Here is a 20187-nt window from a genome sequence, read left to right as displayed (position 1 = left end):
CCTATCGTTCACCAGTGAATCACCTTGAGAGTCCTCCTCCGCCTGCTCGGCTTCCTGCGGCCCCACACGGGCCGGGTCGCCGTCACCGCCCTCAGCGCCGCAGGCCTGATGGCGTGCTCCGTCACCTTGCCATACCTGACCGGACGGGTGATCGACGACGTCCTCGAGTCGGGTGACCGCGCGGCCCTCGCGCCGCTCGTGTGGGCGGTCGTCGGCGTCGTGGTGCTGCGGATGGCGTTCGGGGTGGTGCGGCGGTGGGTCTCCGGCCAGGTGAGCCTGGCCGTCGAGTTCGACCTGCGCGCCCGCCTGTTCACCCACCTCCAGCGGATGGGGGTCGCCTACTTCGAGCGCATGCCGGTCGGGCAGCTCATGTCCCGCGCGACGAGCGACCTGCAGACCGTCCGCTTCTTCCTCGGGTACGGCCTGATCTTCCTGTTCATGCAGGCGTTCACCCTGATCATCGTGACCGGGGTCCTCCTCTGGATGAACTGGTCGCTCGCCCTGCTGGCGCTGCTGATGGGCCCGGCGCTGCTGGTGGTCGCGTGGCGGTACAGCCGCCGCTCCAACCCCGTGCTCATCGACGTGCAGCAGCGGGTCGGCGAGGTCACGGAGATGGCCGAGGAGAGCGCCGTCGGCATCCGCGTGATCAAGGCGTTCGGCCGAGAGGGGGACCGGTCGGCGCGCTTCGGCGCCACGTCGCGCCGGGCCTTCGACCGCAGCATGGACGCCGCGCGGCTGCGCGCCCTGTACCAGCCCCTGATGGGGTTCATGCCCGTCCTCGGGCTCGGCGTCGTCCTGATCTACGGCGGCATCCTCACCATCGACGGCGACATGACCCTCGGCGAGTTCGTCGCCTTCTACCTCTACCTGACCCTCCTGATGGCGCCGTTCCGCTCCCTCGGGATGCTCGTCGGCCAGGCGCAGCGGGCGATCGCGGGCGGCACCCGCATCTTCGAGGTGCTCGACGAGGAGCCCGACATCGTGGAGGCGCCGGACGCCCGGCCCCTGCCCCCCGGCGGCGGGGAGATCCGCCTCGAGGGCGTCTCGTTCGCCTACACGCCCGACGGGCCGCCGGTCCTCGACGACATCGACCTCGACGTCGCCGCCGGCCGCACCGTCGCGATCATCGGCGCCACCGGATCCGGCAAGACCACGCTGACCAACCTCCTGCCGCGCTTCCACGACCCGACGGCGGGCCGCGTGACCCTCGACGGCGTCGACGTCCGCGACCTGCGCCTCGCCGAGCTGCGCCAGGCCGTCGGGATGGTCTCCCAGGACCCGTTCCTCTTCTCCACGACCATCCGCGAGAACATCGCCTACGGGCGTCCCGACGCGACCGACGAGGAGGTCCGCCGGGCGGCGGCGATGGCCCAGGCGGCCGGCTTCGTCGAGGATCTGCCCGAGGGGTACGACACCGTCGTCGGCGAGCGCGGCCTGACGCTCTCCGGAGGGCAGCGGCAGCGCATCGCGATCGCCCGCGCCCTCATCACCGACCCGCGGGTGCTGGTGCTCGACGAGGCCACCGCCTCCGTCGACGCCTCCACCGAGCGCGAGATCCAGCAGGCCCTGCGCGCCGTGATGCGCGGCCGCACGACCATCGTCATCGCCCACCGCCTCTCGACGCTCTCCCTCGCCGACGAGCTCGTGGTCCTCGAGGGGGGGCGGGTCGCCGCCCGCGGCACCCACGAGGAGCTGTACGGCACCAGCGAGCTCTACCGGGAGATCCGCGACGGCGGCCTCGCCCGCCCCGACCTGATCGCGCGGGACGCCGGGTGACGACCGTCGCCCCCCCGGTCGCCGTGGGTCGCGCCGAGCCGCCGCCCGCCCGCCGCAAGCTGCGGCGCCTCCTCCCCTACTTCCGGCCCTACGCGGGACGGGCGATCGCCACCGTCGTGCTGATGCTCGTCGTGACGGCGTCGGGGCTCGCGATCCCCGCGCTCGCGCAGTTCGCGATCGACCACGGCATCCGCGCCGGCGACAAGGGCGTCCTGGTGCTGTCGGTCGGCCTGTTCGTGCTGTCCGGGCTGATCGGCTGGCTGGCGGGCTACCACCAGACGTACCTGTCGAGCTGGGTCGGCGAGCGGGTGCTCCTCGACCTCCGGACGCAGACGTTCCGGCACCTGATGCGCCTCGAGCTCGGGTACCACGAGCGCACCCCGACGGGCCGCAGCGTCAGCCGCCTCACCAGCGACATCGAGGCGCTGCAGCAGCTCGTGACGGACGGCGTCACGTCGCTGGTGATCAACGGCCTCACGTTCGTCGGCGTCGTCGTGATCCTGTTCACCTACGACGTCGAGCTGGCGCTGCTGACGTTCGTGATCTTCCCGGCCCTCGCCATCGGCACCGCGCTCTTCCGCGTCTACTCGACCCGCGCGTACCGGCGCACCCGCGAGAAGGTCGCGGAGGTGCTCGGCACGCTGCAGGAGACGCTCTCCGGCATCCGCGTGGTGCAGGGCTTCGGCCGCCAGGAGCCCTCGCAGCGCGTGTTCCGCCGCGTCAACGAGGAGTACCGCGAGGCCAACATGGCGACGATCCGCCTCTCGGGCGTCTACTTCCCGGGCGTCGAGCTGCTGTCGGGCATCGGCACCGCGATCATCCTGTACTTCGGCGCGACGCGGGTGCTCGACCAGGAGGTCAGCGTCGGCGTGATGGTCGCGTTCGTCGGCTACCTGTCGAGCTTCTTCGACCCGATCCAGCAGCTCTCCCAGCTCTACGCGACGTTCCAGTCGGCGATGGCGGCCCTCGAGAAGATCTTCGGGGTCCTCGACACCGAGCCGGAGCTGACCGACGCCCCCGGGGCGGTCGACCTGCCGCGGCTGCGGGGCGAGGTGGAGCTCCGCGGGGTCGGCTTCGCCTACGACCGCACGCCGGTGCTGACCGACGTCGACCTCCACATCGCCGCGGGCGAGAGCGTCGCCCTGGTCGGGACGACCGGCGCGGGCAAGTCGACCCTCGTGAAGCTCATCGCCCGCTTCTACGACCCCGTCGAGGGGACGGTCCTGATCGACGGCCACGACCTGCGCGGGGTGCGGGCCCAGTCGCTGCGCGACCAGCTCGCGATCGTCCCCCAGGAGGGCCACCTGTTCGCCGGCACCATCGCCGAGAACCTCGCGTTCGGCCGGCCCGACGCCACCGACGACGAGCTGCGCGCCGCGGCCGAGGCCGTCGGGGCGTCGGAGTTCATCGAGGAGCTCCCCGAGGGCTACGACACGCCCATCACGACCAAGGGCGCCGGGCTGTCGGCCGGGCAGCGGCAGCTGCTCTCGTTCGCCCGCGCCCTGGTGGCCGACCCCCGCCTGCTGATCCTGGACGAGGCCACCTCGTCGGTGGACCTGCGCACGGAGCGTCGCATCGAGGACGCGCTGGCGACCCTCCTGGAGGGGCGCACGTCGATCATCATCGCGCACCGCCTCTCCACGATCCGCGACGCCGACCGCATCGTCGTGCTGGAGCACGGGCGCGTGATCGAGCAGGGCACGCACGACGAGCTCGTGCGGGGCGGGGGCCGCTACGCCGCGCTGTACGGCGACTGGGAGTCCGTGGCCGGGGGCTGAGCCGGCGGGATGATCCGGCGGTTTCGGAGTCCGTTTACGGGGACGCGGCGCCGGGCACGGTGGTAGCGTCCTCGTCGCTCGTGCCGTTCGGCACGAGGGACGGTCGTCAGTTTCCCTGCCCAGGAGGCTCCCGATGACACCGATCCGGCGGCGTGCGCGATGGTGGCGCCGGGCGCTGGCGGTCACCGCCGCGACGATCGTCGCGACGTCGATGGTCGCCGGGTGCGGTGACGACTCCGCCACGCCCACCCTGACGTGGTACATCAACCCCGACCCGAACCCGCCCGACGGGTTCTCCGGGGCGTTCGGCCAGGCGGGCATCGCGGAGCGGTGCAGCAACGACCGCTACACGGTGGAGACCGAGCTGCTGCCCCAGAGCGCGACGGAGCAGCGCATCCAGCTCCTGCGGCGCCTGGTGGCCGAGGACTCGTCGATCGCGCTCATGAGCCTCGACCCGGTCTTCACGGCCGAGTTCGCGGACGCGGGCCTCCTGGAACCGCTGCCCGACGACGTCGCGACGTCGCTGTCGGGGGCGACCCTGCAGGGCGCCGTCGCCGGGGCCACGTGGGAGGACAAGCTCGTCGCGGCCCCGCTGTGGGCGAACACCCAGGTCCTCTGGTACCGCAAGTCGCTCGCCGAGAAGGCGGGCCTCGACATGACGGGCCCGGTGACGTGGGCGCAGATCATCGACGCGGCGAGCGAGAACGACGCCACCGTCGGGGTCCAGGCCAACAAGTACGAGGGCTACGTCGTCTGGATCAACGCGCTGGTCGAGGGTGCCGGGGGATCGATCGTGAGCGACACCCAGGCCGGCCCCGACGCCTCCGTCGACATCGGCGAGGAGCCCGGCGTGCGGGCGGCGGAGGTCATCCGCCAGCTCGCCTCGTCCCCGGCGGCCGAGCCCGACCTGTCGGTGTCGAACGAGGGCACCGTCCTCGGGCCCCTCGGCTCCGACGCCGGCGGGTTCATGGTCAACTGGACCTTCGCGTACAACAACTACGCCGGCGGGGACGTCATCGACGACCTCGGATGGGCGCGGTACCCGCAGACCGTCGCCGGTGAGCAGTCGCGGCCCCCGATCGGCGGCATCAACGTCGGGGTCAGTCCGTACGGCTCCCACACCGACCTGGCGCTCGAGGCGGTGGAGTGCATCACCTCGGAGGAGAACCAGGTGACGTACGCCATCGAGACGGCCAACATGCCGGCGCGGCAGGCCGCCTACGAGGACGCCGAGCTGCGCAAGCAGTTCCCGGCCGACCTGCTCGAGCTGTGGCAGTCGAGCATCGAGACGGCCGGGCCGCGGCCCGCGTCGCCGTACTGGAGCACGATCGTCAACGCGACCCTGAGCCGCTGGCACCCCGCGAACTCGGTGGACCCCGACACGACGCCGAAGGCGTCGGCGAGCTTCATCGAGGACGCGCTGCAGGGGAAGGTGCTCCTCTGATGCCGGGCGGGAGGGAGACCCCATGAGCACCGACACCGTCGCCGCACCGAGGAGGACGGCCACCACCGACCGGTCCCGCTCGGAGGAGCGGCTGGCCTGGAAGCTGGTCGCGCCGGCCGTGGTCATCATGCTCGCCGTCACGGCGTACCCGATGCTCCGGGCGCTGTACCTGTCGCTCTTCCAGTACCGCGCCACGGCGCCGGACGACCGGGAGTTCCTCGGGCTCGACAACTACGTCACGGTCCTCACCGACCCGCTGTGGTGGAAGGACGTGTGGAACACCGTGGTCATCATGGTCGTCACCGTCGGCGTGGAGCTCGTGATCGGCTTCGCGTTCGCCTACGTGATGTGGAAGATCATCTTCGCGCGCGGCGTGATCCGCACCTCGATCCTGATCCCCTACGGCATCATCACGGTGGTCTCGGCGTTCGCCTGGCAGTTCGCGTTCAGCCTCAACAACGGCTTCGTGAACGGCTGGCTGCCCTTCGTCGATAGCGACTTCAACTGGTTCGGACAGCACTGGTCGGCGATGACGGCGATCATGGTCTCCGAGATCTGGAAGACGACGCCGTTCATGGCGCTGCTGCTGCTCGCCGGCCTGTCGCAGATCTCCGGCGACATGGTCGAGGCCGCCCAGGTCGACGGCGCCAGCTGGTGGCAGCGCCTCTACAAGGTGATCCTGCCGAACATGAAGGCGGCGATCATGGTCGCCGTCCTCTTCCGCGCCCTCGACGCGTTCCGCATCTTCGACAACATCTACGTGATGACCCGGGGCGCCCAGGACACCGAGTCGGTGTCGTTCCTGACCTACCGCCAGGTCATCGAGCAGTTCGAGCTCGGCCTCGGGTCGGCCCTCTCGGTGCTGCTCTTCCTGTCGGTCCTGCTGATCGCGTTCCTTCTGGTGAAGCTGTTCCGCGTCGACCTCGCGGCCGCGAGGAGGGAGGGCTGATGAAGGCGAGGATGAACGCCGGCGTGATCATCGGCGCCACGCTGCTGCTGCTGTGGTGCCTCCTGCCGATCGCCTGGATCCTGTCGTTGTCGTTCAAGCCCGTCGAGGAGACGGCCGCCGGCAGCCCGCAGTTCCTGCCGAAGGAGTGGACGGGGGACAACTTCAGCACGGTGCTGCAGAACGACGACTTCCAGCGCGCGCTGATCAACTCGTTCGGCATCTCGATCATCGCCACGGTGCTCTCGGTGATCATCGCCACCCTCTGCGCCTACGCGATCGCGCGGCTGAGGTTCCGCGGGAAGAAGGTGGTGCTGACCATCGCCCTCGCGATCGCGATGTTCCCGGTCGTGTCGCTGATCGGGCCGCTGTTCGACATGTGGCGGACGCTCGGCCTGTTCGACACCTGGCCCGGGCTGATCATCCCCTACATGAGCTTCACGTTGCCGCTCGCCATCTGGACCCTGACGGCCTTCTTCCGCGAGATCCCGTGGGAGCTCGAGCAGGCGGCCCAGGTGGACGGCGCCACGGCGTGGCAGGCGTTCCGCAAGGTCATCGTCCCGCTGGCGGCGCCCGGCGTCTTCACGGCGGCGATCCTGACCTTCTTCTTCGCCTGGAACGACTTCGTCTTCGGCATCTCGCTCACGTCAACGACCAACGCACGACCGGTGCCGGCGCAGCTCGCGTTCTTCGTCGGCCCGGACCAGTTCAACCCGCCGGTGTCCACGCTGGCCGCCGCCGCCGTGATGGTCACCGTCCCGGTGATCGTCCTCGTGCTGCTGTTCCAGCGGAAGATCGTCGCGGGCCTCACGGCCGGCGCGGTGAAGGGGTAAGGGAGCCATGGCTGCGATCCAGATGAAGAACATCGTCAAGGAGTACGGCGACGGGTTCCCCGCCGTCAACGACGTCAGCATCGACGTGGAGGACGGGGAGTTCGTCATCCTGGTGGGCCCGTCCGGCTGCGGGAAGTCGACGCTGCTGCGCATGATCGTGGGCCTCGAGGACATCACCTCGGGCGACATGGTCATCGGGGGCGAGCGGGTGAACGACAAGGCGCCGCGCGACCGCAACCTGGCGATGGTGTTCCAGAACTACGCGCTCTACCCGCACCTCACCGTCTACGAGAACATCGCCTTCCCGCTGCGCCTCTCCAAGGACCTGAGTGCCGCGGAGATCGACGAGAAGGTCCGGAAGGCCAGCGCGACCCTCGAGCTGGACGAGCACCTGGACCGCAAGCCCGGCAACCTGTCGGGCGGGCAGCGCCAGCGGGTGGCGATGGGGCGGGCGATCGTGCGCGACGCTCAGGCGTTCCTCTTCGACGAGCCGCTCTCCAACCTCGACGCCAAGCTGCGCGGCCAGATGCGCACCGAGATCTCGCGGCTGCAGAAGCGCCTCGGCATCACGACGGTGTACGTCACCCACGACCAGACCGAGGCCATGACCCTCGGTGACCGCGTCGCCGTGCTGCGGCGAGGTGTCCTCCAGCAGCTGGCCCCCCCGCGGGAGCTCTACGAGCAGCCGGTCAACCTGTTCGTGGCCGGGTTCATCGGCTCACCGCCGATGAACTTCATGCCGGCGACGGTGAAGGGCGGCACGGTGGAGCTGCCGTTCGCCACGGTCGATCTGCCGGAGCACGCCCGCGACGGCCGCATCCCCGAGGACACGCTGCTCATCGCGGGCATCCGCCCCGAGTACTTCGAGGACGCGAGCGTCATGGACTCCGCGAAGGCGGGCGACGGCGCGACGTTCCGCGCCACGATCGACGTGGTCGAGTGGCTCGGCAACGAGGCGTTCGGCTACATCCCCTACGAGGCCCCGCCCGAGGTGGAGGCGCAGCTGGAGGAGCTCGCGCAGGAGCTCGACAGCGAGGCGCTGCGCACCCAGATCATCGTCGCCCTCGACTCGTCGAGCCGCATCCGCGACGGGGAGGAGGCCGAGCTGCACGTCGACTCGCGCCGCATGCACCTCTTCGATCCGTCGTCCGGCGACAACCTCACCCTCCGCACCGCCGCCGACGGGGAGCCGAGCGCGGTGGCCTAGGCCGACCCGTCGTCCGCGTCGTCCGTCTCGCGCAGGAGGCGCTCCTCGGGCAGTCCGGGGAGCACGCCGGCCACGTAGGAGTCCATGGCCTCGGCGTTGCCGATCTGGTGGCCGGCCTCCCGCGAGAGGGCGTCGCGGTGGCGAAGCATCTCGTGGAAGAGCTCCGGCGGCTCGCGGCGCGTGCGGAGCTCGTCGGGGACGCGGGCGATGGTCGGCTCGTAGACGTTCTGGAGCCACCGTGACGCCGCGACGGCGTCGGGGACGGGGGTCCCCTCGTGGTGCTCCAGCCACGCGCCGTACGCGGCGATGTCGTTGAGGAGCCGGCGGGCCTGGTTCTCCTGCACCCGGACGCCGGTGCGGCTCGCGAGGGCCCGGGAGTGGTGGCCCTCCTCCACGAGGGTCGGGCGCATCCGCAGGCGCTCCCCGTCGGCGGAGCGCACGAGCGCGAGCTCCTCCACGTCGAAGCCGAGGGCGTTGAGCCGCTCCATCCGCTGCGTGATCCGCCACTGCTCGTCGGCGCCGACCTCGTCCTCCCGGGTCAGCTCGAGCCACAGGTCGCGGTAGCGCTCGCGGAACCCCGCGGCGAGGGCGACGGGATCGAGGTCCTCCTCGATCCGCCCGGCGGCCTGCAGGTCCATCAGCCCGCCGGCGATGTTCTCCACGGCGACGTCGACGTCGTTGTCGCGCATCGCGTCGCTCAGCGACGGCCGCCGCTCCCCCGTCTCGGCGTCCACGAGGTACGCGGTGAACGCGCCCGCGTCGCGCCGGAAGAGGGCGTTCGAGAGGGAGAAGTCCCCCCAGTAGAAGCCCTCGAGGTGCAGGCGCGCCATCAGCACGGCGCCACCGTCGAGCAGGCGGTCGAGCAGGCCGGGCCGCCCGCGTCGCGCGAGGAGGTAGTGGTACGGGAGGGAGTAGTCGAGGTAGCGGGTGATGAGCGTGGCGCGGTCGGGCCCTCCCCCATCCCCCCGCCACCGCGCGACGCCGACGGGCTCGACGACCGGCAGGCCCTCCTCCCGCAGGGCCAGCAGCAGCCGGTACTCGCGCTGGGCGGCGCCGACCTCGGTCTCCTTGAGGGCGTAGACGCGGTCGTCGTAGGCCACGAAGCGCACGACGTGGCGGGAGATGCCCCGCGCCATGCGCACGAGCCGCTCCGACCGCCACTCCTCCAGCGGCTCCGACCACGGCAGGTCGAGGAAGTCCGGGTGGCCGGCGCGGACGACCAGCTCGAGCCCGGTGGTCATGCGGGGCCGGCGGGACCGGCGCGGTCCCCGTCGATGCGCAGGCGCACGAACGGGGCGAGGGTGCCGCCGAAGTGGCGGCGGGCGGTCTCCGGGCCCGCGGCGGTCACGTCGTCGGGTGTCCTGCCGCCGAGCGAGTGCATGTCGACGAACGCCGCGACCCGCAGGTCGGGCAGCACCAGCCACGAGTACGCCTGGTACGGCTCGGCCGGCGGGTTGCGCAGCACGAGGCCCGAGCCGTTGAGGGGCCGGTAGGGGCCGGTGAGGGCCGGCGCGACGAAGCCGTAGAGCCCGGTCGGGCCGGTGACCCCGGGGGCGAACGTGCGGGCCTGGGTCGAGATGAACAGGTGGTGGCGGCCGCCGTGGACGACGACGTGGGGCCGCTCCAGCTCGGTGGTGACGCCGTCGGCGCGGAGGAGCGGCGGCGCGAGCCGGTACCCCCCGTCCCCCGTCGCCGCGGCGAGGCCGACGGCGCCGTTGAACGTGCTCGCCGAGCCGGCCGCGGAGGCCGCGAACAGCAGCCACTCCCGCCCGTCGGCGGGGTCGCGGAACGGGAAGGGGTCCCGGAACGCGGTGATGAAGCCGGGCTCCCCGTCGTCGGTGTCGGTGCGGTCGTAGAGCACCCCGTCGGCGCCGAGGACCTCGCGGTGCGGCGTCCAGTCCGTCAGGCGCAGGCCGCCGTCGCCGGTGCGGACGGCGCGGGCCGACGTCGCGACGATGCGCTGGGTGAAGCGGGGCAGCGTCCCGTCGCGCCCGCCGGCGGCGGTGTAGAGCACGTCGAGCGTCCCGCGCTCGTCGTCGAGGACGAGCGACGCCGCCCATTCGCGGGAGCCGAGGGACGCCCCGTCGGGCAGGAGCGGGCCGAGGTCCCGCCAGGCCCCGGGCGCGCCCGCGAGGAGGCGCAGCCGGGCGGTGTCGTGGCGGGCGCCGGGGTCGCCGGCCGCGGGGGCCGACAGCGCCTGCCAGAGCTCGCCGCCGTCGATCCGGGCGGGCCCCCCCGCCGGGGTGCGGACCGGCGCCGGGTCCCACAGGTCCCAGCCGGGGAGCGTCCGCGGGGCCGCGGCGGCGTCGAGCACCGGCAGCGCGACGTCCGGCGGGGCGGGGCGGTCCAGGTCGGCGGGCGTCCACCGGCTGACGGGGGCGCTCACCGCGGCGCCCCGATCGTGAGGGTCCCGTCGGCCCCCGCGACGACGGGCCGGGGCTCGGCCAGCTCCCCCGCGAACGTCACCCCGTCGCGGTAGCCCACCCAGGCGAGGAACGACATGCCGCCGCCGTGCGGGACCACCCGGCCGGCGTACGTGACGTGGTCGGCGCCGGCGTCGAGCTCGGTGAGCGTCGCCGGGTCGAACGGGCCGAACGGGGTGGGCCCGCTGAGGCCGTACGTGCCGGAGCCCCGCAGGCCGAGCGCGTCGGTGCGGGTGCCGGGGTCGGACGAGAACAGCAGGTGCCAGCGGTCGCCGGCCGCGACGAGCTGCGGCACCTCCATCTGGCCGAAGCCCATCGGCGCGGTGACGGGGGGCAGCACCTCCCACGTCACGAGGTCCCGCGACCGGGCGTGCCCGACGACCCCGCGGCCCCGGGGGTCGCCGTCACGCGCGCGGGCCGTGACGTACGCGTGGACGGCGTCGTCGCCGTCGACCCGGAACAGCCACGGGTCGCGCCACGCCTGGTCGTGCCAGGCGTCGCGGTCGAGCAGCTCGTACCAGCGGGGGTCCGCCTCGAGGACCGGCCCCGGGTGCCGCGTCCACGTGGTGAGGTCGTCGGAGGTCGCGAGGCCGACGCGCTGGACGAGGCCGTCCTCCGCCGACGACGTGCCGGTGTAGAGCATCGCCCACGCCCCGCCCGCCCGGATGATGCTGCCCGTCCAGGTGGAGCGGTCGTCGAACGTCCCGGGCGCGCCGGGGGCGAGGGCGTCCGGCTGGATCTCCCACCGCCGCAGGTCGGGGGACGTGGCGTGCCCGATCGTGACGTTCCAGTGGCGCAGGTCGGGGTCGCCGAGGGACCGGGGCGCCTGCAGGTAGAACACGTGGATCCGCGCGCCCTCGTCGACCGTCCAGAAGTCCCAGATCCAGCGGTCGGGGAGCCGGAGGGTCATGGAGGGACACTAGCCGCGACGCCCGCCCGTTGCTGTCATCCTGCGGCCGTGATCCTCGGGGGAGTCGAGGCGGGTGGCACCAAGTTCGTCTGCCTGGTCGGCGACGGCGCGGGACGGGTCCTGGCCGAGCGCCGGTTCCCGACGCGCGGGCCCGCCGAGACCCTGGCGGACGCCGTGGAGGCGCTGCGCGGGATGGCGGCCGACGCGGGGCCGATGGAGGCCGTCGGCGTCGCGGCGTTCGGCCCGCTCGACCTTCGGCCCGGCCCGGGGCACGGCCGGCTGCTCGCGACCCCGAAGCCCGGCTGGTCGGGCGTCGACCTCGTCGGCCCCCTCCGCGACGCCTTCGGGGTGCCGGTGGCGGTCGACACGGACGTGACGGGCGCCGCCCTCGCGGAGGGCCGGTGGGGCGCCGCACGGGGTCTCGGGACGTTCGCCTACGTCACCGTCGGCACCGGCGTCGGCGTGGGGGTCGTCGCCGGCGGGCGTCCCCTGCACGGCCTCGTCCACCCCGAGGCGGGCCACGTGGCGGTGCCGCGGGCCCCGGGTGACGACTTCCCCGGCGTCTGCCCGTTCCACGGCGACTGCCTGGAGGGGATGGCGGCGGGTCCGGCGATCGCGGCGCGCTGGGGCGCACCGGCGGAGGACCTCGCGGGCCCCGCCCGCGACCGTGCCGTGGAGCTGGAGGCCCACTACCTGGCGCAGGGGCTGCGGGCGCTCGTCTACACCGTCGCCCCGGAGCGGATCCTCATCGGCGGCGGCGTCGCGTCGCTCCCGGGCCTGCTCCCCGCCGTGCGCGCCCACCTCGGACGGGCGCTCGGCGGGTACCCGGGCCTGCCGGAGCACGCCGACCCCGCGTTCGTGCAGGCCCCCGGCCTCGGGGCGATGGCCGGCCCCCGCGGTGCGCTCGCGGTCGCGGGCTCCGCCGCGGGTTGAGCACCCCCGGCCGTTTGGTACCATCGCGTCGGCCCGTCCCGTGGTGGGGGATCGTCTAGCGGTAGGACGCCGGGTTCTGGCCCCGGTAGCGGGGGTTCGAATCCTCCTCCCCCAGCTTCTTCCCCCATGGTCCGGTGCCGGTCCGTGGCGCATTCGTCTAGGGGCCTAGGACGCCGCCCTCTCACGGCGGTAACACGGGTTCAAATCCCGTATGCGCTACTCGGTGAGCAGGACGGGAGCCCCGCCGCGGCGGGGCTCCCGGCACGTGCCCGTGCACCGGCCGCCGGGCGGTCCCTGCGGGCGACGTCCGGTGGGTCCCGCGGGTCGCGGCGCAGTCCGTTGCGCGCGCGACCTCCGGACGACGTCACCTGGTCCGCAGGCACCGCCGGCGACCTGCACCTCCCCTACGAGGAGGTGATGAAGCCCGTCGCCGTGACGACGTCCAGCACCTGCTTCATGTTCGCGTGGCCGTTCAGGACGTCCTCCGCGGGCAGGCGGTTTGGCAGGAAGGTCCGCGCCCACGCCGCGTGGCGCGCCTCGACGGCGAGAACCTGCGCCGCGACGAGGATGTAGGCCGTCTTCTTGATGCGGTAGCTCTGCCCGGCGTACGCCGCGACGCCCGTGTCCTCCAGGACGACGGCGGTGCGGATGAACCGGTCGGCGTTCCCCGGGATGCCCTTGAAGTCGAACGTCGGGGAGGCCACGGCCGCCGAGCCGAGGGCCTTGCGGAGGAAGTCCACGTGGGCCGCCTCGTGGTCCGCGACGGTCGTCGCGAACGTCTTGAGGTCGCCCGACAGGGCGTTCCCCGCGACGGCCTGGCGGTAGAACTCGGCCTCGAGGTACTCGAGCGTGAGGGCGTAGTTCAGGATCGCCACGTCCTGCTTGGCGGAACGGCTGTCGGCGCCGAGCGCCGTGCCGCTGAGGCCGCCGAGCAGCAGGCCGCCACCCACCAGCGCGCTGCCGCCGAGGGCGGCCTTGCGCAGGAGCTGGGCGCGGGTGTCGCCGCGCGATGCGGCGTCCTCCAGCTGCGGGTCGGCGGCCACCGCGTGCGCGGCCTCGGCGATCGCCCCATCGCGGTCGACGGCGTCGAGGTCGAGCGTTCTGTCCGACATGTGCGTCCTCTCGGTGACGACCGCGCCGTGGGCGCGGTCGCATGATCGGTCGCAGGTGCTACTCACGCGGCCCCGGCGCGGATCATGCGGCGGTTCCCCGCGAACCCGCGGGGCCCCGGCGCTCCCCGCCACCGGGGTGCGCGGCCCGGTGACGCGTAGCCTTCCGCCGGTCCGCGGCGAGGCGTGCCGTCCACCACGGGGGAGCACGATGAGCCGCTCGAGCGCGACCAGGCACGGCCCCGCCGCGACCCCGGGACGACTCGGGCGCTCGCTCGACGTGCTCCGCGAGCGCCTCTGGCTCTGGCCGATGGCCCTCGGCGTGCTCGCCGCCGTCGCGGCCGAGGCCCTGGTGCGGTTCGACCGGATGCTGGACGAGGAGGACGCCCGTCCGTTCTGGGTCTTCAGCGGGAACGCGGACGCGGCGCGGAGCGTCCTCTCGACCCTCGCGACGGCGACGATGACCGTCCTCGGCGTCACGCTGTCGATCACCCTGGCGGTGCTGGCGCTCACGGCGCAGGGGTACTCGCCGCGGGCGATGCGCCGGTTCATGCGCGACCGCGTCATCCAGGCGGTGATCGGCGGCTTCGTCGGGGCCTTCGTCTTCGCGATCGTCGCGTTGCGCCTCGTCCGCGAGGACCAGGTGCCCGGGATCACCGTCAACGTCGCGGTCCTGCTCGGCTTCGTCGTCCTGGGCCTCCTCGTCGCCTTCTTCCACCACATGGCCTCCGAGATACGCGTCGAGAGGCTCATCGACGCCATCTGGGAGGAGACGCGCGGGGTGATCGACGCGACCCTGGACGCGTCGATCACCCCGCGGGACGGCGCGGCCGTCCCGGACGACCTGCCGCTGGTCGCGCAGGTCCGGGCGACGCGCACCGGGAGGGTGCGCTGGGTGGATGACCGGGCCCTCGCCGCGGTGGCGACGGCCACGGGCGGGACGGCCGAGGTCGCACCGGCGCCCGGCGACTTCGTCGCCGAGGGGGAGCCGGTCGTCCGGATGCACGGCGGCGCCCCGCCCACGGCGGAGCAGATCGAGCGGTTGGCGGGCGCCGTGGCGCTCGGCACCCAGAGGACGACCACCCAGGACGTCGCGTTCGGCATCCGCCAGCTCACGGACGTGGGCCTGCGGGCCCTCTCGCCGAGCGTCAACGACCCGACCACGGCGGAGGAGGCGATCCTCCGGACGGCGGACCTGCTGCGCCGGGTCGCCGACCGCGGACTGGGCGTCGCGCTCGTCGACGACGACGGACGGACGGTCGTCGTCCGGCCGCGGCCCGGCTGGGAGGACCTGGTCGGCGTCGCCTTCGACCAGTACGTGCGCGCGGCCGAGTCCCAGGCCGACACCGCGACCATGCTCGTCCTCCTCGACGCCCTCGGCCGCGTCGCCGCGGCGACGCGGAGCCCCGACCGGCTCGCGGCGCTCCGCGCCCGCGCCGTCGCCGTGCGCGACGGCGCGCGCCGCGCCCTGCCGGATCCCGCCGACCGGGAGCGCGTCGAGCACGCCGCGGCGCGGCTGGCGCCGTCCTGAGGCCGCGGGGCCGCCGGCCGGTGCGGACGGCGTCCCACCCGGCGGCGTGTGGCGCCGCACGGGTGGGCCGGGTGGTCACCGCCGGAGCGCGGGGGCGAGGTTGACCGCGACCACCGAGCCGTCGGCGATGTGACGCCCCGTGAGGCCCGCGGCCAGCTCGTCGGCCAGGGCGTTGGAGCGCCGGACCGCCGCCTGCGCGATCCGCTGGTTCGTGCGGAACTGCCGTGCGGTGATCGGCAGGGCGGCCGCCCGGGCCGGGGCCACGCGGGCCGCGATCACCGTCCGGCTCGCCGGGGGCCGGGCGATCGAGGTGTCCGCCGCGAGGATGCGGACGTCGGTCGCCAGGGTCCCGGCGGTGACGGTCCCCGGGGCGAGGTCGCCCCCGGTGAGCCCGGACGCCAGCCGCTGCCGGAGTCCGTTGAGGCGGCGGATGGCGGCCTGGGAGACCCGCTGGTTGATCAGGAGCTGACGTCCGGTCAGGGTGACGCGCCCGCCCGACGGACGCGACGCCGGGGGCACCACGAGCGGGCGGGGCGACGCGACCGACAGGTCGTTCGGGCGGTCGGGCGGGCCGGAGACGACGCCGGGGCCGAGCTCGCGGGCGCCGATCGCGCCCCCGCAGAGGTCGCGCCCCTCGACGCCGGCGTCGAGCCACGCCGCGATGGCGTTCGCGCGCCGGACGGCCGCCTGGGAGATGCGCTGGTTGATGAGGAGCTGCGCGGCGGACCGCCGGACCGTCCCCCCACCCGTCGACTCCCGGCGTGCCGGCACCTCGACGCAGGCCGCGGCGGGGGCGGCCGCGACGGCGGGGGCGCCGACGATGCGGATCGCGATCTCCGCCCATGCGGCCGGGTCGGCGACGCTCGTCGCGCGGACCGTGACGGCGCCCCCGGGCGGCGGCGCGGACGGCGCCACGTACAACCCGTCGGCGGTGATCGTGCCCGAGGCCGGCGACCCGCCGCGGACGCCGTCGACGGCCCACGTCACGCCGCCGGACCCGTTCGCGACCGTCGCGGTCAGCTGCGCGCCGAGCCCGGCGACGAGCTGCGCGGGGCCCCCGCCGACGGTCACGAGGACGTCCTCGCCCGCGAGGGTCGCGACGGCGGGGGTCGGCGTCCGCGGGTACCGGCTGGACGTGTCGACCGCGACGTAGGTGAACGCGTCCGAGCCGCGCCACCCCGGATCGGGGGTGTACGTGACCACGGATCCGGCGATCTCGTCGCCGACGGCGCGGTCGAGGGTCCCGTGCGCGGGGGCCGTGACGATGCGGTACCGCCGCGAACCGAAATCGCCGAAGCTCGCCGCGCGGAGGTCGACCTCCACCGGGTCGCCGGTGGAGCGCGCCACGGTGACGGGCTGCGCCTGGTGCCCAGGGACGACGGCGTCCCGGAAGGCGTATCCGTTGTTGGCCTCGTCGGACTCGGCGAGGACGTCGCCCGGGTCGACGCGTGCGCCGAGGCGGTAACGGCCCGGGGGGACGTCGGAGATGTCGATCCACTGGTACGAGAGACCGGACGTGTAGACGTCGCGGAAGCCCGACGAGATCCCCATCACCAGCGTCGACTGGCCGTTGGTGTCGCGGTCCTGCCAGCAGAAGTTGTGGGTGCCGACGCTGTACGCGCCGCCCGACGGGTCGCTGTCCTCGATGCAGAAGCCCGCCTCGGTCTTCTGCGCGACCGCGACCTGGGCCCGCCCGTCGGCGGTCCACAGGGTGTACTCGGCGGCCGCCTTGAGGTGGAAGTGATTGTGGTCGTCGTTCCCCTCGAAGACGACGGTCGGCGCCCGTCCACCCGGGGCGGGCACAGGGGACCCGCCGACGCCCGGCGAGGTCACGTCGCGGAACTGGCGGATGCTCCGCATCAGCCCGGCGGGGTCGGGATCGCTCGCGCGGATCTCGAGGGGGCCGACGCCGGCGCGGTTGGTGACGAAGCCGTCGAAGCGGAGCAGGAGGCGCCCGTCGCGGTACTCCTCGACGTAGGCGGGCCCCGGGGGCTCGGAGACCAGGTCGGGGAGCGCGGCGGTGGCGGCGGCGGGCAGGCCCGCGGCGAGTCCCGCGACGGTGCCGAGGACGGTGGCGGTGCGACGGATGGAGGGCATCGGGAGACCGTACGAGGCCGCGCCGGGGCGCCCGCCCCCCGGCCGTCGAGGCCCGCACCTGGACTGTTCGCAGCCGACGGGCCCGCTCGGCGACCCCCCGCCTCCCCGTTACCCGTGCGCGCGCGTCGCCCGCCGCGTGGCGGGTGACCGGACCCCGGCGGACCCGGACACCTTCGCCCGCCGGGGGTCGCCGCGGATACTCGTCGGATGATCACCTTCCACGAACGGTCCACCGAGGTCGCCGCACCCGCCGCCCGCGCGTTCGCGGTCATCCGGGACCCGGCGAACTGGCCGGTGTTCCTCCGAGGCGTCGAGACGGTCCGGCGGCGGGACGAGACGTCCCTCACGTTCACGACGGCGGACGGGCGCACCTGGCCCGCGGTGCTCACCGAGGTCGTGACGGACGTCTCGGTGGGCTGGACCTCCCGGGGCGAACCCCTCCACACCGGCCTCCTCACCCTGGAGCGGACGGGCAGGGAGCGGACCCGCGTGACCCTCAGGCTCGACCACGACCTCGGGGCCGGTGGCGACCCGACCGCCGACCTGGACCGGCTCGGGGCCCTCGTGGACGACGCGCCCCGCGTGCCCGGCACACGGTCGATCGTCTCGCTCGCCGCCGCGTTCGATCACCCCGTGACCGACTCCATCGGCGAGCCCGTCGGCGCCGTCCGGGACCTCCACCTCGACCTGGACGAGCACGCGATCACCTCCCTCGCGGTCGGTGACGCCGGGGACGGCGCGGCGTACCTCGTGCCGATCCCCCCGATCCCCGTCGCGGAGGCCGCGCTCGGGATGCGCATCCCCTACCCCGCCGAGATCGTCCCGGGCGCGCCGCGGGTGGAGCCGGGGGTCGAGCCCGGCCCGGAGCTCCTCGACGCGGCGCGCCGCCATTTCGAGGATCCCTCGGAGTGGCGGGGGCGGCGGGCCGCGGCGCGCGCACGCCACGCCCTGCCCCCGCCGATCCCGGAGCTGCAGGCCCTGGGGGACGCGGGGCTCGCTCCGGGCGTCCCGTCGCCGACCCCCGAGATCGCGGACGCGGAGCGCGGAGGGGGCACGGGGTAGAGGGTCCCACGGCGCGCCGTCGTCGCCCCGGGGGGCGAGGTCCGCCGCCGTCCTCCCTCCGGGGTGCGTCGCTCGACTGGCCGGCCCGACGATCGTCCCTTCGGGACGATTCGCGCCCGGGGCCGCTCGACGTCGAATGGGGGACGCCGAGCACCACCGGGAGGAACGATGGCCGTCCACAGCGTCAAGACGAGCGACGAGGCCGCGGCCCACAGCCTCCTCTACCCCTCGTCCGACTCCTCGCAGAAGGTCCCGAAGTACCGCATCCCGGAAGGGGAGTGGGACCCGCGCCACGCCCATGCGCTGATCAGCGACGAGCTGATGGTCGAGGGCAACTCCCGCCTGAACCTCGCGACCTTCACCCAGACCCTGGTCGATCCCGAGGTACGGCTGCTGATGGCCGAGACCTGCGACAAGAACATGATCGACAAGGACGAGTATCCGCAGACCGCGGAGATCGAGCAGAGGTGCGTCAACATCCTCGCCGACCTCTGGAACTCCCCGGACGCGACGAACGCCATCGGCACCTCGACGACCGGGTCGAGTGAGGCGTGCATGCTCGGGGGCATGGCCCTGCAGCGCAGGTGGCGCGAGCGCCGCCGGGCTGCCGGCCGGCCGGCCGACGCGCCGAACATCGTCATGGGCGTGAACGTCCAGGTGTGCTGGCACAAGTTCGCCCGCTACTGGGACGTCGAGCAGCGCCTCGTACCGCTGGAGGAGGGGCGTTACGCGATGGACGCGGCCGGCGCCGTGGCGCAGTGCGACGAGAACACGATCGGGGTCGTGGGCGTCCTCGGCTCGACCTTCACCGGCGAGTACGAGCCCATCGCCGCGATGAGCGACGCTCTCGACGCCCCGCAACGCGACACGGGCCTCGACATCCCGATCCACGTCGACGCGGCGAGCGGCGGGTTCGTGGCGCCGTTCATCCAGCGCGACCTGCTCTGGGACTTCCGGCTCCCGAGGGTGAAGTCGATCAACGCCTCGGGCCACAAGTACGGCCTCGCGCCCCTCGGCGTCGGCTGGATCGTCTGGCGCGACACCGAGGACCTGCCGGAGGAGCTCATCTTCCGCGTCAACTACCTCGGTGGCGAGATGCCCACGTTCGCCATCAACTTCTCCCGCCCCGGCAGCCAGGTCGTCGCGCAGTACTACAACTTCCTCCGCCTGGGTCGCGCCGGCTACGGGCGCATCCAGCAGGAGGCCCAGGACGTCGCCCTGCACCTCGCCGACGAGCTCGAGCGGATGGGGCCGTTCCGGATGATCACGCGGGGCACGGACCTACCGCTCCTCTCCTGGTCGCTGGAGGACGATGCCAACTTCACGCTCTTCGAGTTCTCGGATTCGCTGAGGCGCTCGGGCTGGCAGGTGCCCGCCTACACGCTCCCGGCGAACCTCGAGGACATGGCGATCTGCCGGATCGTGGTGCGACACGGACTCAGCCGTGACCTGTCGGACCTGCTGCTGGCCGACGTCGCGGAGGTGCTCGACCGGTTCGCCCGGGAACCCGAGCGCCGGCCGTCATCCATCCGGGACGGCGGCTTCAGTCACACATGACGCGGGCGGCCGCCCGCGTCGCCGCGCCCTTCGTCACACATCCGGAGGACTGGCGGATCGTCGAGAGCGGCGGGGGGGGCCGTTCGTCTCGCGGGCCGTGTACGACGGCGGCGCCCGGGGGCGCCTCGAGTGGACGTCACGTCGCCACCGGATGGGGCTCGGGTTGCGGCCGCTCTCCGACGCCGTCCCCGCAGCGGACGCCGTCCCGTCGGACACCGCCGGCGCGATCCGCCGAATGGGATGGTGGATCGGCCTGCTCTTCGTGATCGGCTCGGCGTGCTTCGCGCTCGCCTCGCTGCCGGCGGTCGCCTCGCGACTCGATCCCCGGGCGGTGGGCGTGACGTTCGTGATCGGCGCCGCGTTCTTCACCTCCGCCGCGGCGCTGCAGCACCTGCAGACGCTCCGCGCCGCCCGGGCCGTCGCCCCCGGGGCACCGGCGACCCGGCCGGACGCCCGGCGCATGATCGCCGAGCCACGGCGTCTCGACTGGTGGGTGACCTTCGTCCAGCTCATCGGCACGGTCTTCTTCAACGTCACCACCATCGCGGCGTTGAACGACACGCTGGACACCCCGCAGCAGA

16 protein-coding genes and 2 tRNA genes are annotated in these 20187 nt (G+C 73.6%); 12 read left to right on the top strand and 6 right to left on the bottom strand.

The genetic code is table 11. The features are described 5' to 3' along the window. Positions 1 to 24: 24 nt before the first annotated feature. From IU369_RS08750 to IU369_RS08725, 6 genes are all read left to right on the top strand, one after another. Complete coding sequence (locus tag IU369_RS08750) at positions 25 to 1776, top strand: ABC transporter ATP-binding protein (RefSeq protein WP_217924188.1); 1752 nt, start codon at positions 25 to 27, stop codon at positions 1774 to 1776. Next, entirely contained in the window at positions 1773 to 3554 is a 1782-nt protein-coding gene (locus IU369_RS08745) for an ABC transporter ATP-binding protein (protein WP_217924187.1), read from the top strand. The genes IU369_RS08750 and IU369_RS08745 overlap by 4 nt, the downstream gene beginning before the upstream one ends. 133 nt (positions 3555 to 3687) lie before the next feature. After that, positions 3688 to 4998, top strand: coding sequence for an extracellular solute-binding protein (locus IU369_RS08740; RefSeq protein WP_217924186.1), 1311 nt, complete (start codon positions 3688 to 3690; stop codon positions 4996 to 4998). Positions 4999 to 5020: 22 nt separating this feature from the next. Then, entirely contained in the window at positions 5021 to 5947 is a 927-nt protein-coding gene (locus IU369_RS08735) for a carbohydrate ABC transporter permease (protein WP_217924185.1), read from the top strand. Beyond that, positions 5947 to 6777, top strand: coding sequence for a carbohydrate ABC transporter permease (locus IU369_RS08730; RefSeq protein WP_217924184.1), 831 nt, complete (start codon positions 5947 to 5949; stop codon positions 6775 to 6777). Before IU369_RS08735 ends, IU369_RS08730 begins: the two co-directional genes overlap by 1 nt. 7 nt (positions 6778 to 6784) lie before the next feature. Continuing rightward, entirely contained in the window at positions 6785 to 7984 is a 1200-nt protein-coding gene (locus tag IU369_RS08725) for an ABC transporter ATP-binding protein (RefSeq protein ID WP_217924183.1), read from the top strand. On the opposite strand, the gene IU369_RS08720 is transcribed toward IU369_RS08725, so the two are convergent. From IU369_RS08720 to IU369_RS08710, 3 genes are read right to left on the bottom strand one after another with little or no spacing between them, the layout of a single operon-like run. Continuing rightward, a complete protein-coding gene (locus tag IU369_RS08720; protein WP_217924182.1) occupies positions 7981 to 9225 on the bottom strand; it encodes a DUF4032 domain-containing protein in 1245 nt (414 codons plus the stop codon). The genes IU369_RS08725 and IU369_RS08720 overlap by 4 nt on opposite strands. Further along, positions 9222 to 10370: a glycoside hydrolase family 68 protein gene (locus tag IU369_RS08715; RefSeq protein WP_217924181.1), complete on the bottom strand. Its 1149-nt coding sequence runs from the start codon at positions 10368 to 10370 to the stop codon at positions 9222 to 9224. The genes IU369_RS08720 and IU369_RS08715 overlap by 4 nt, the downstream gene beginning before the upstream one ends. Further along, positions 10367 to 11317, bottom strand: coding sequence for a glycoside hydrolase family protein (locus IU369_RS08710; RefSeq protein ID WP_217924180.1), 951 nt, complete (start codon positions 11315 to 11317; stop codon positions 10367 to 10369). The genes IU369_RS08715 and IU369_RS08710 overlap by 4 nt, the downstream gene beginning before the upstream one ends. 48 nt (positions 11318 to 11365) lie before the next feature. Between IU369_RS08710 and IU369_RS08705 the strand changes: the two genes are divergently transcribed. From IU369_RS08705 to IU369_RS08695, 3 genes are all read left to right on the top strand, one after another. Further along, positions 11366 to 12250 (top strand): ROK family protein, encoded by an 885-nt coding sequence (locus tag IU369_RS08705; RefSeq protein ID WP_217924179.1) that lies wholly within the window; start codon positions 11366 to 11368, stop codon positions 12248 to 12250. A 44-nt stretch (positions 12251 to 12294) separates the two neighbouring features. After that, a tRNA-Gln gene (locus IU369_RS08700) sits at positions 12295 to 12365 on the top strand. 31 nt (positions 12366 to 12396) lie between these two features. Further along, positions 12397 to 12469 (top strand) — tRNA-Glu (locus tag IU369_RS08695). Positions 12470 to 12654: 185 nt separating this feature from the next. Here IU369_RS08695 and IU369_RS08690 read toward each other — a convergent pair. Beyond that, entirely contained in the window at positions 12655 to 13362 is a 708-nt protein-coding gene (locus IU369_RS08690; RefSeq protein WP_217924178.1) for a ferritin-like domain-containing protein, read from the bottom strand. A gap of 208 nt (positions 13363 to 13570) precedes the next feature. Between IU369_RS08690 and IU369_RS08685 the strand changes: the two genes are divergently transcribed. Then, on the top strand, positions 13571 to 14890 hold the full coding sequence (locus IU369_RS08685) for a DUF2254 domain-containing protein (RefSeq protein WP_217924177.1): 1320 nt from the start codon (positions 13571 to 13573) through the stop codon (positions 14888 to 14890). A gap of 75 nt (positions 14891 to 14965) precedes the next feature. Here the strand turns inward: IU369_RS08685 and IU369_RS08680 are convergent, their stop codons facing one another. Next, on the bottom strand, positions 14966 to 16987 hold the full coding sequence (locus IU369_RS08680) for a lysyl oxidase family protein (RefSeq protein WP_217924176.1): 2022 nt from the start codon (positions 16985 to 16987) through the stop codon (positions 14966 to 14968). Positions 16988 to 17194: 207 nt separating this feature from the next. Here IU369_RS08680 and IU369_RS08675 point away from each other — a divergent pair, with 207 nt between their 5' ends. Continuing rightward, complete coding sequence (locus IU369_RS08675; protein WP_217924175.1) at positions 17195 to 18049, top strand: SRPBCC family protein; 855 nt, start codon at positions 17195 to 17197, stop codon at positions 18047 to 18049. A 168-nt stretch (positions 18050 to 18217) separates the two neighbouring features. Then, positions 18218 to 19606 (top strand): glutamate decarboxylase, encoded by a 1389-nt coding sequence (gad, locus tag IU369_RS08670; RefSeq protein ID WP_217924174.1) that lies wholly within the window; start codon positions 18218 to 18220, stop codon positions 19604 to 19606. A gap of 33 nt (positions 19607 to 19639) precedes the next feature. Here gad and IU369_RS08665 read toward each other — a convergent pair whose 3' ends face one another. Then, the gene (locus tag IU369_RS08665; protein WP_217924173.1) at positions 19640 to 20176 is read right to left on the bottom strand and encodes a hypothetical protein; all 537 of its coding nucleotides are present in this window, start codon (positions 20174 to 20176) and stop codon (positions 19640 to 19642) included. Positions 20177 to 20187: the final 11 nt, after the last annotated feature.

It is taken from the genome of Miltoncostaea oceani (genome assembly GCF_018141545.1).
In the GTDB taxonomy this organism is placed as follows: domain Bacteria; phylum Actinomycetota; class Thermoleophilia; order Miltoncostaeales; family Miltoncostaeaceae; genus Miltoncostaea; species Miltoncostaea oceani.
Note: the sequence above shows the minus strand (reverse complement) of the source record. Positions and strands in the feature narration are given on the sequence as shown.

What these genes read in the sequence shown, in the direction of transcription:
- IU369_RS08740 (WP_217924186.1), top strand. Translation starts at nt 3,688, where the DNA reads ATGACACCGATCCGGCGGCGTGCGCGATGGTGGCGCCGGGCGCTGGCG.
- IU369_RS08735 (WP_217924185.1), top strand. Translation starts at nt 5,021, where the DNA reads ATGAGCACCGACACCGTCGCCGCACCGAGGAGGACGGCCACCACCGAC.
- IU369_RS08730 (WP_217924184.1), top strand. Translation starts at nt 5,947, where the DNA reads ATGAAGGCGAGGATGAACGCCGGCGTGATCATCGGCGCCACGCTGCTG.
- IU369_RS08725 (WP_217924183.1), top strand. Translation starts at nt 6,785, where the DNA reads ATGGCTGCGATCCAGATGAAGAACATCGTCAAGGAGTACGGCGACGGG.
- IU369_RS08720 (WP_217924182.1), bottom strand. Translation starts at nt 9,225, where the DNA reads ATGACCACCGGGCTCGAGCTGGTCGTCCGCGCCGGCCACCCGGACTTC.
- IU369_RS08710 (WP_217924180.1), bottom strand. Translation starts at nt 11,317, where the DNA reads ATGACCCTCCGGCTCCCCGACCGCTGGATCTGGGACTTCTGGACGGTC.
- IU369_RS08690 (WP_217924178.1), bottom strand. Translation starts at nt 13,362, where the DNA reads ATGTCGGACAGAACGCTCGACCTCGACGCCGTCGACCGCGATGGGGCG.
- IU369_RS08685 (WP_217924177.1), top strand. Translation starts at nt 13,571, where the DNA reads ATGAGCCGCTCGAGCGCGACCAGGCACGGCCCCGCCGCGACCCCGGGA.
- IU369_RS08680 (WP_217924176.1), bottom strand. Translation starts at nt 16,987, where the DNA reads ATGCCCTCCATCCGTCGCACCGCCACCGTCCTCGGCACCGTCGCGGGA.
- IU369_RS08675 (WP_217924175.1), top strand. Translation starts at nt 17,195, where the DNA reads ATGATCACCTTCCACGAACGGTCCACCGAGGTCGCCGCACCCGCCGCC.
- gad (WP_217924174.1), top strand. Translation starts at nt 18,218, where the DNA reads ATGGCCGTCCACAGCGTCAAGACGAGCGACGAGGCCGCGGCCCACAGC.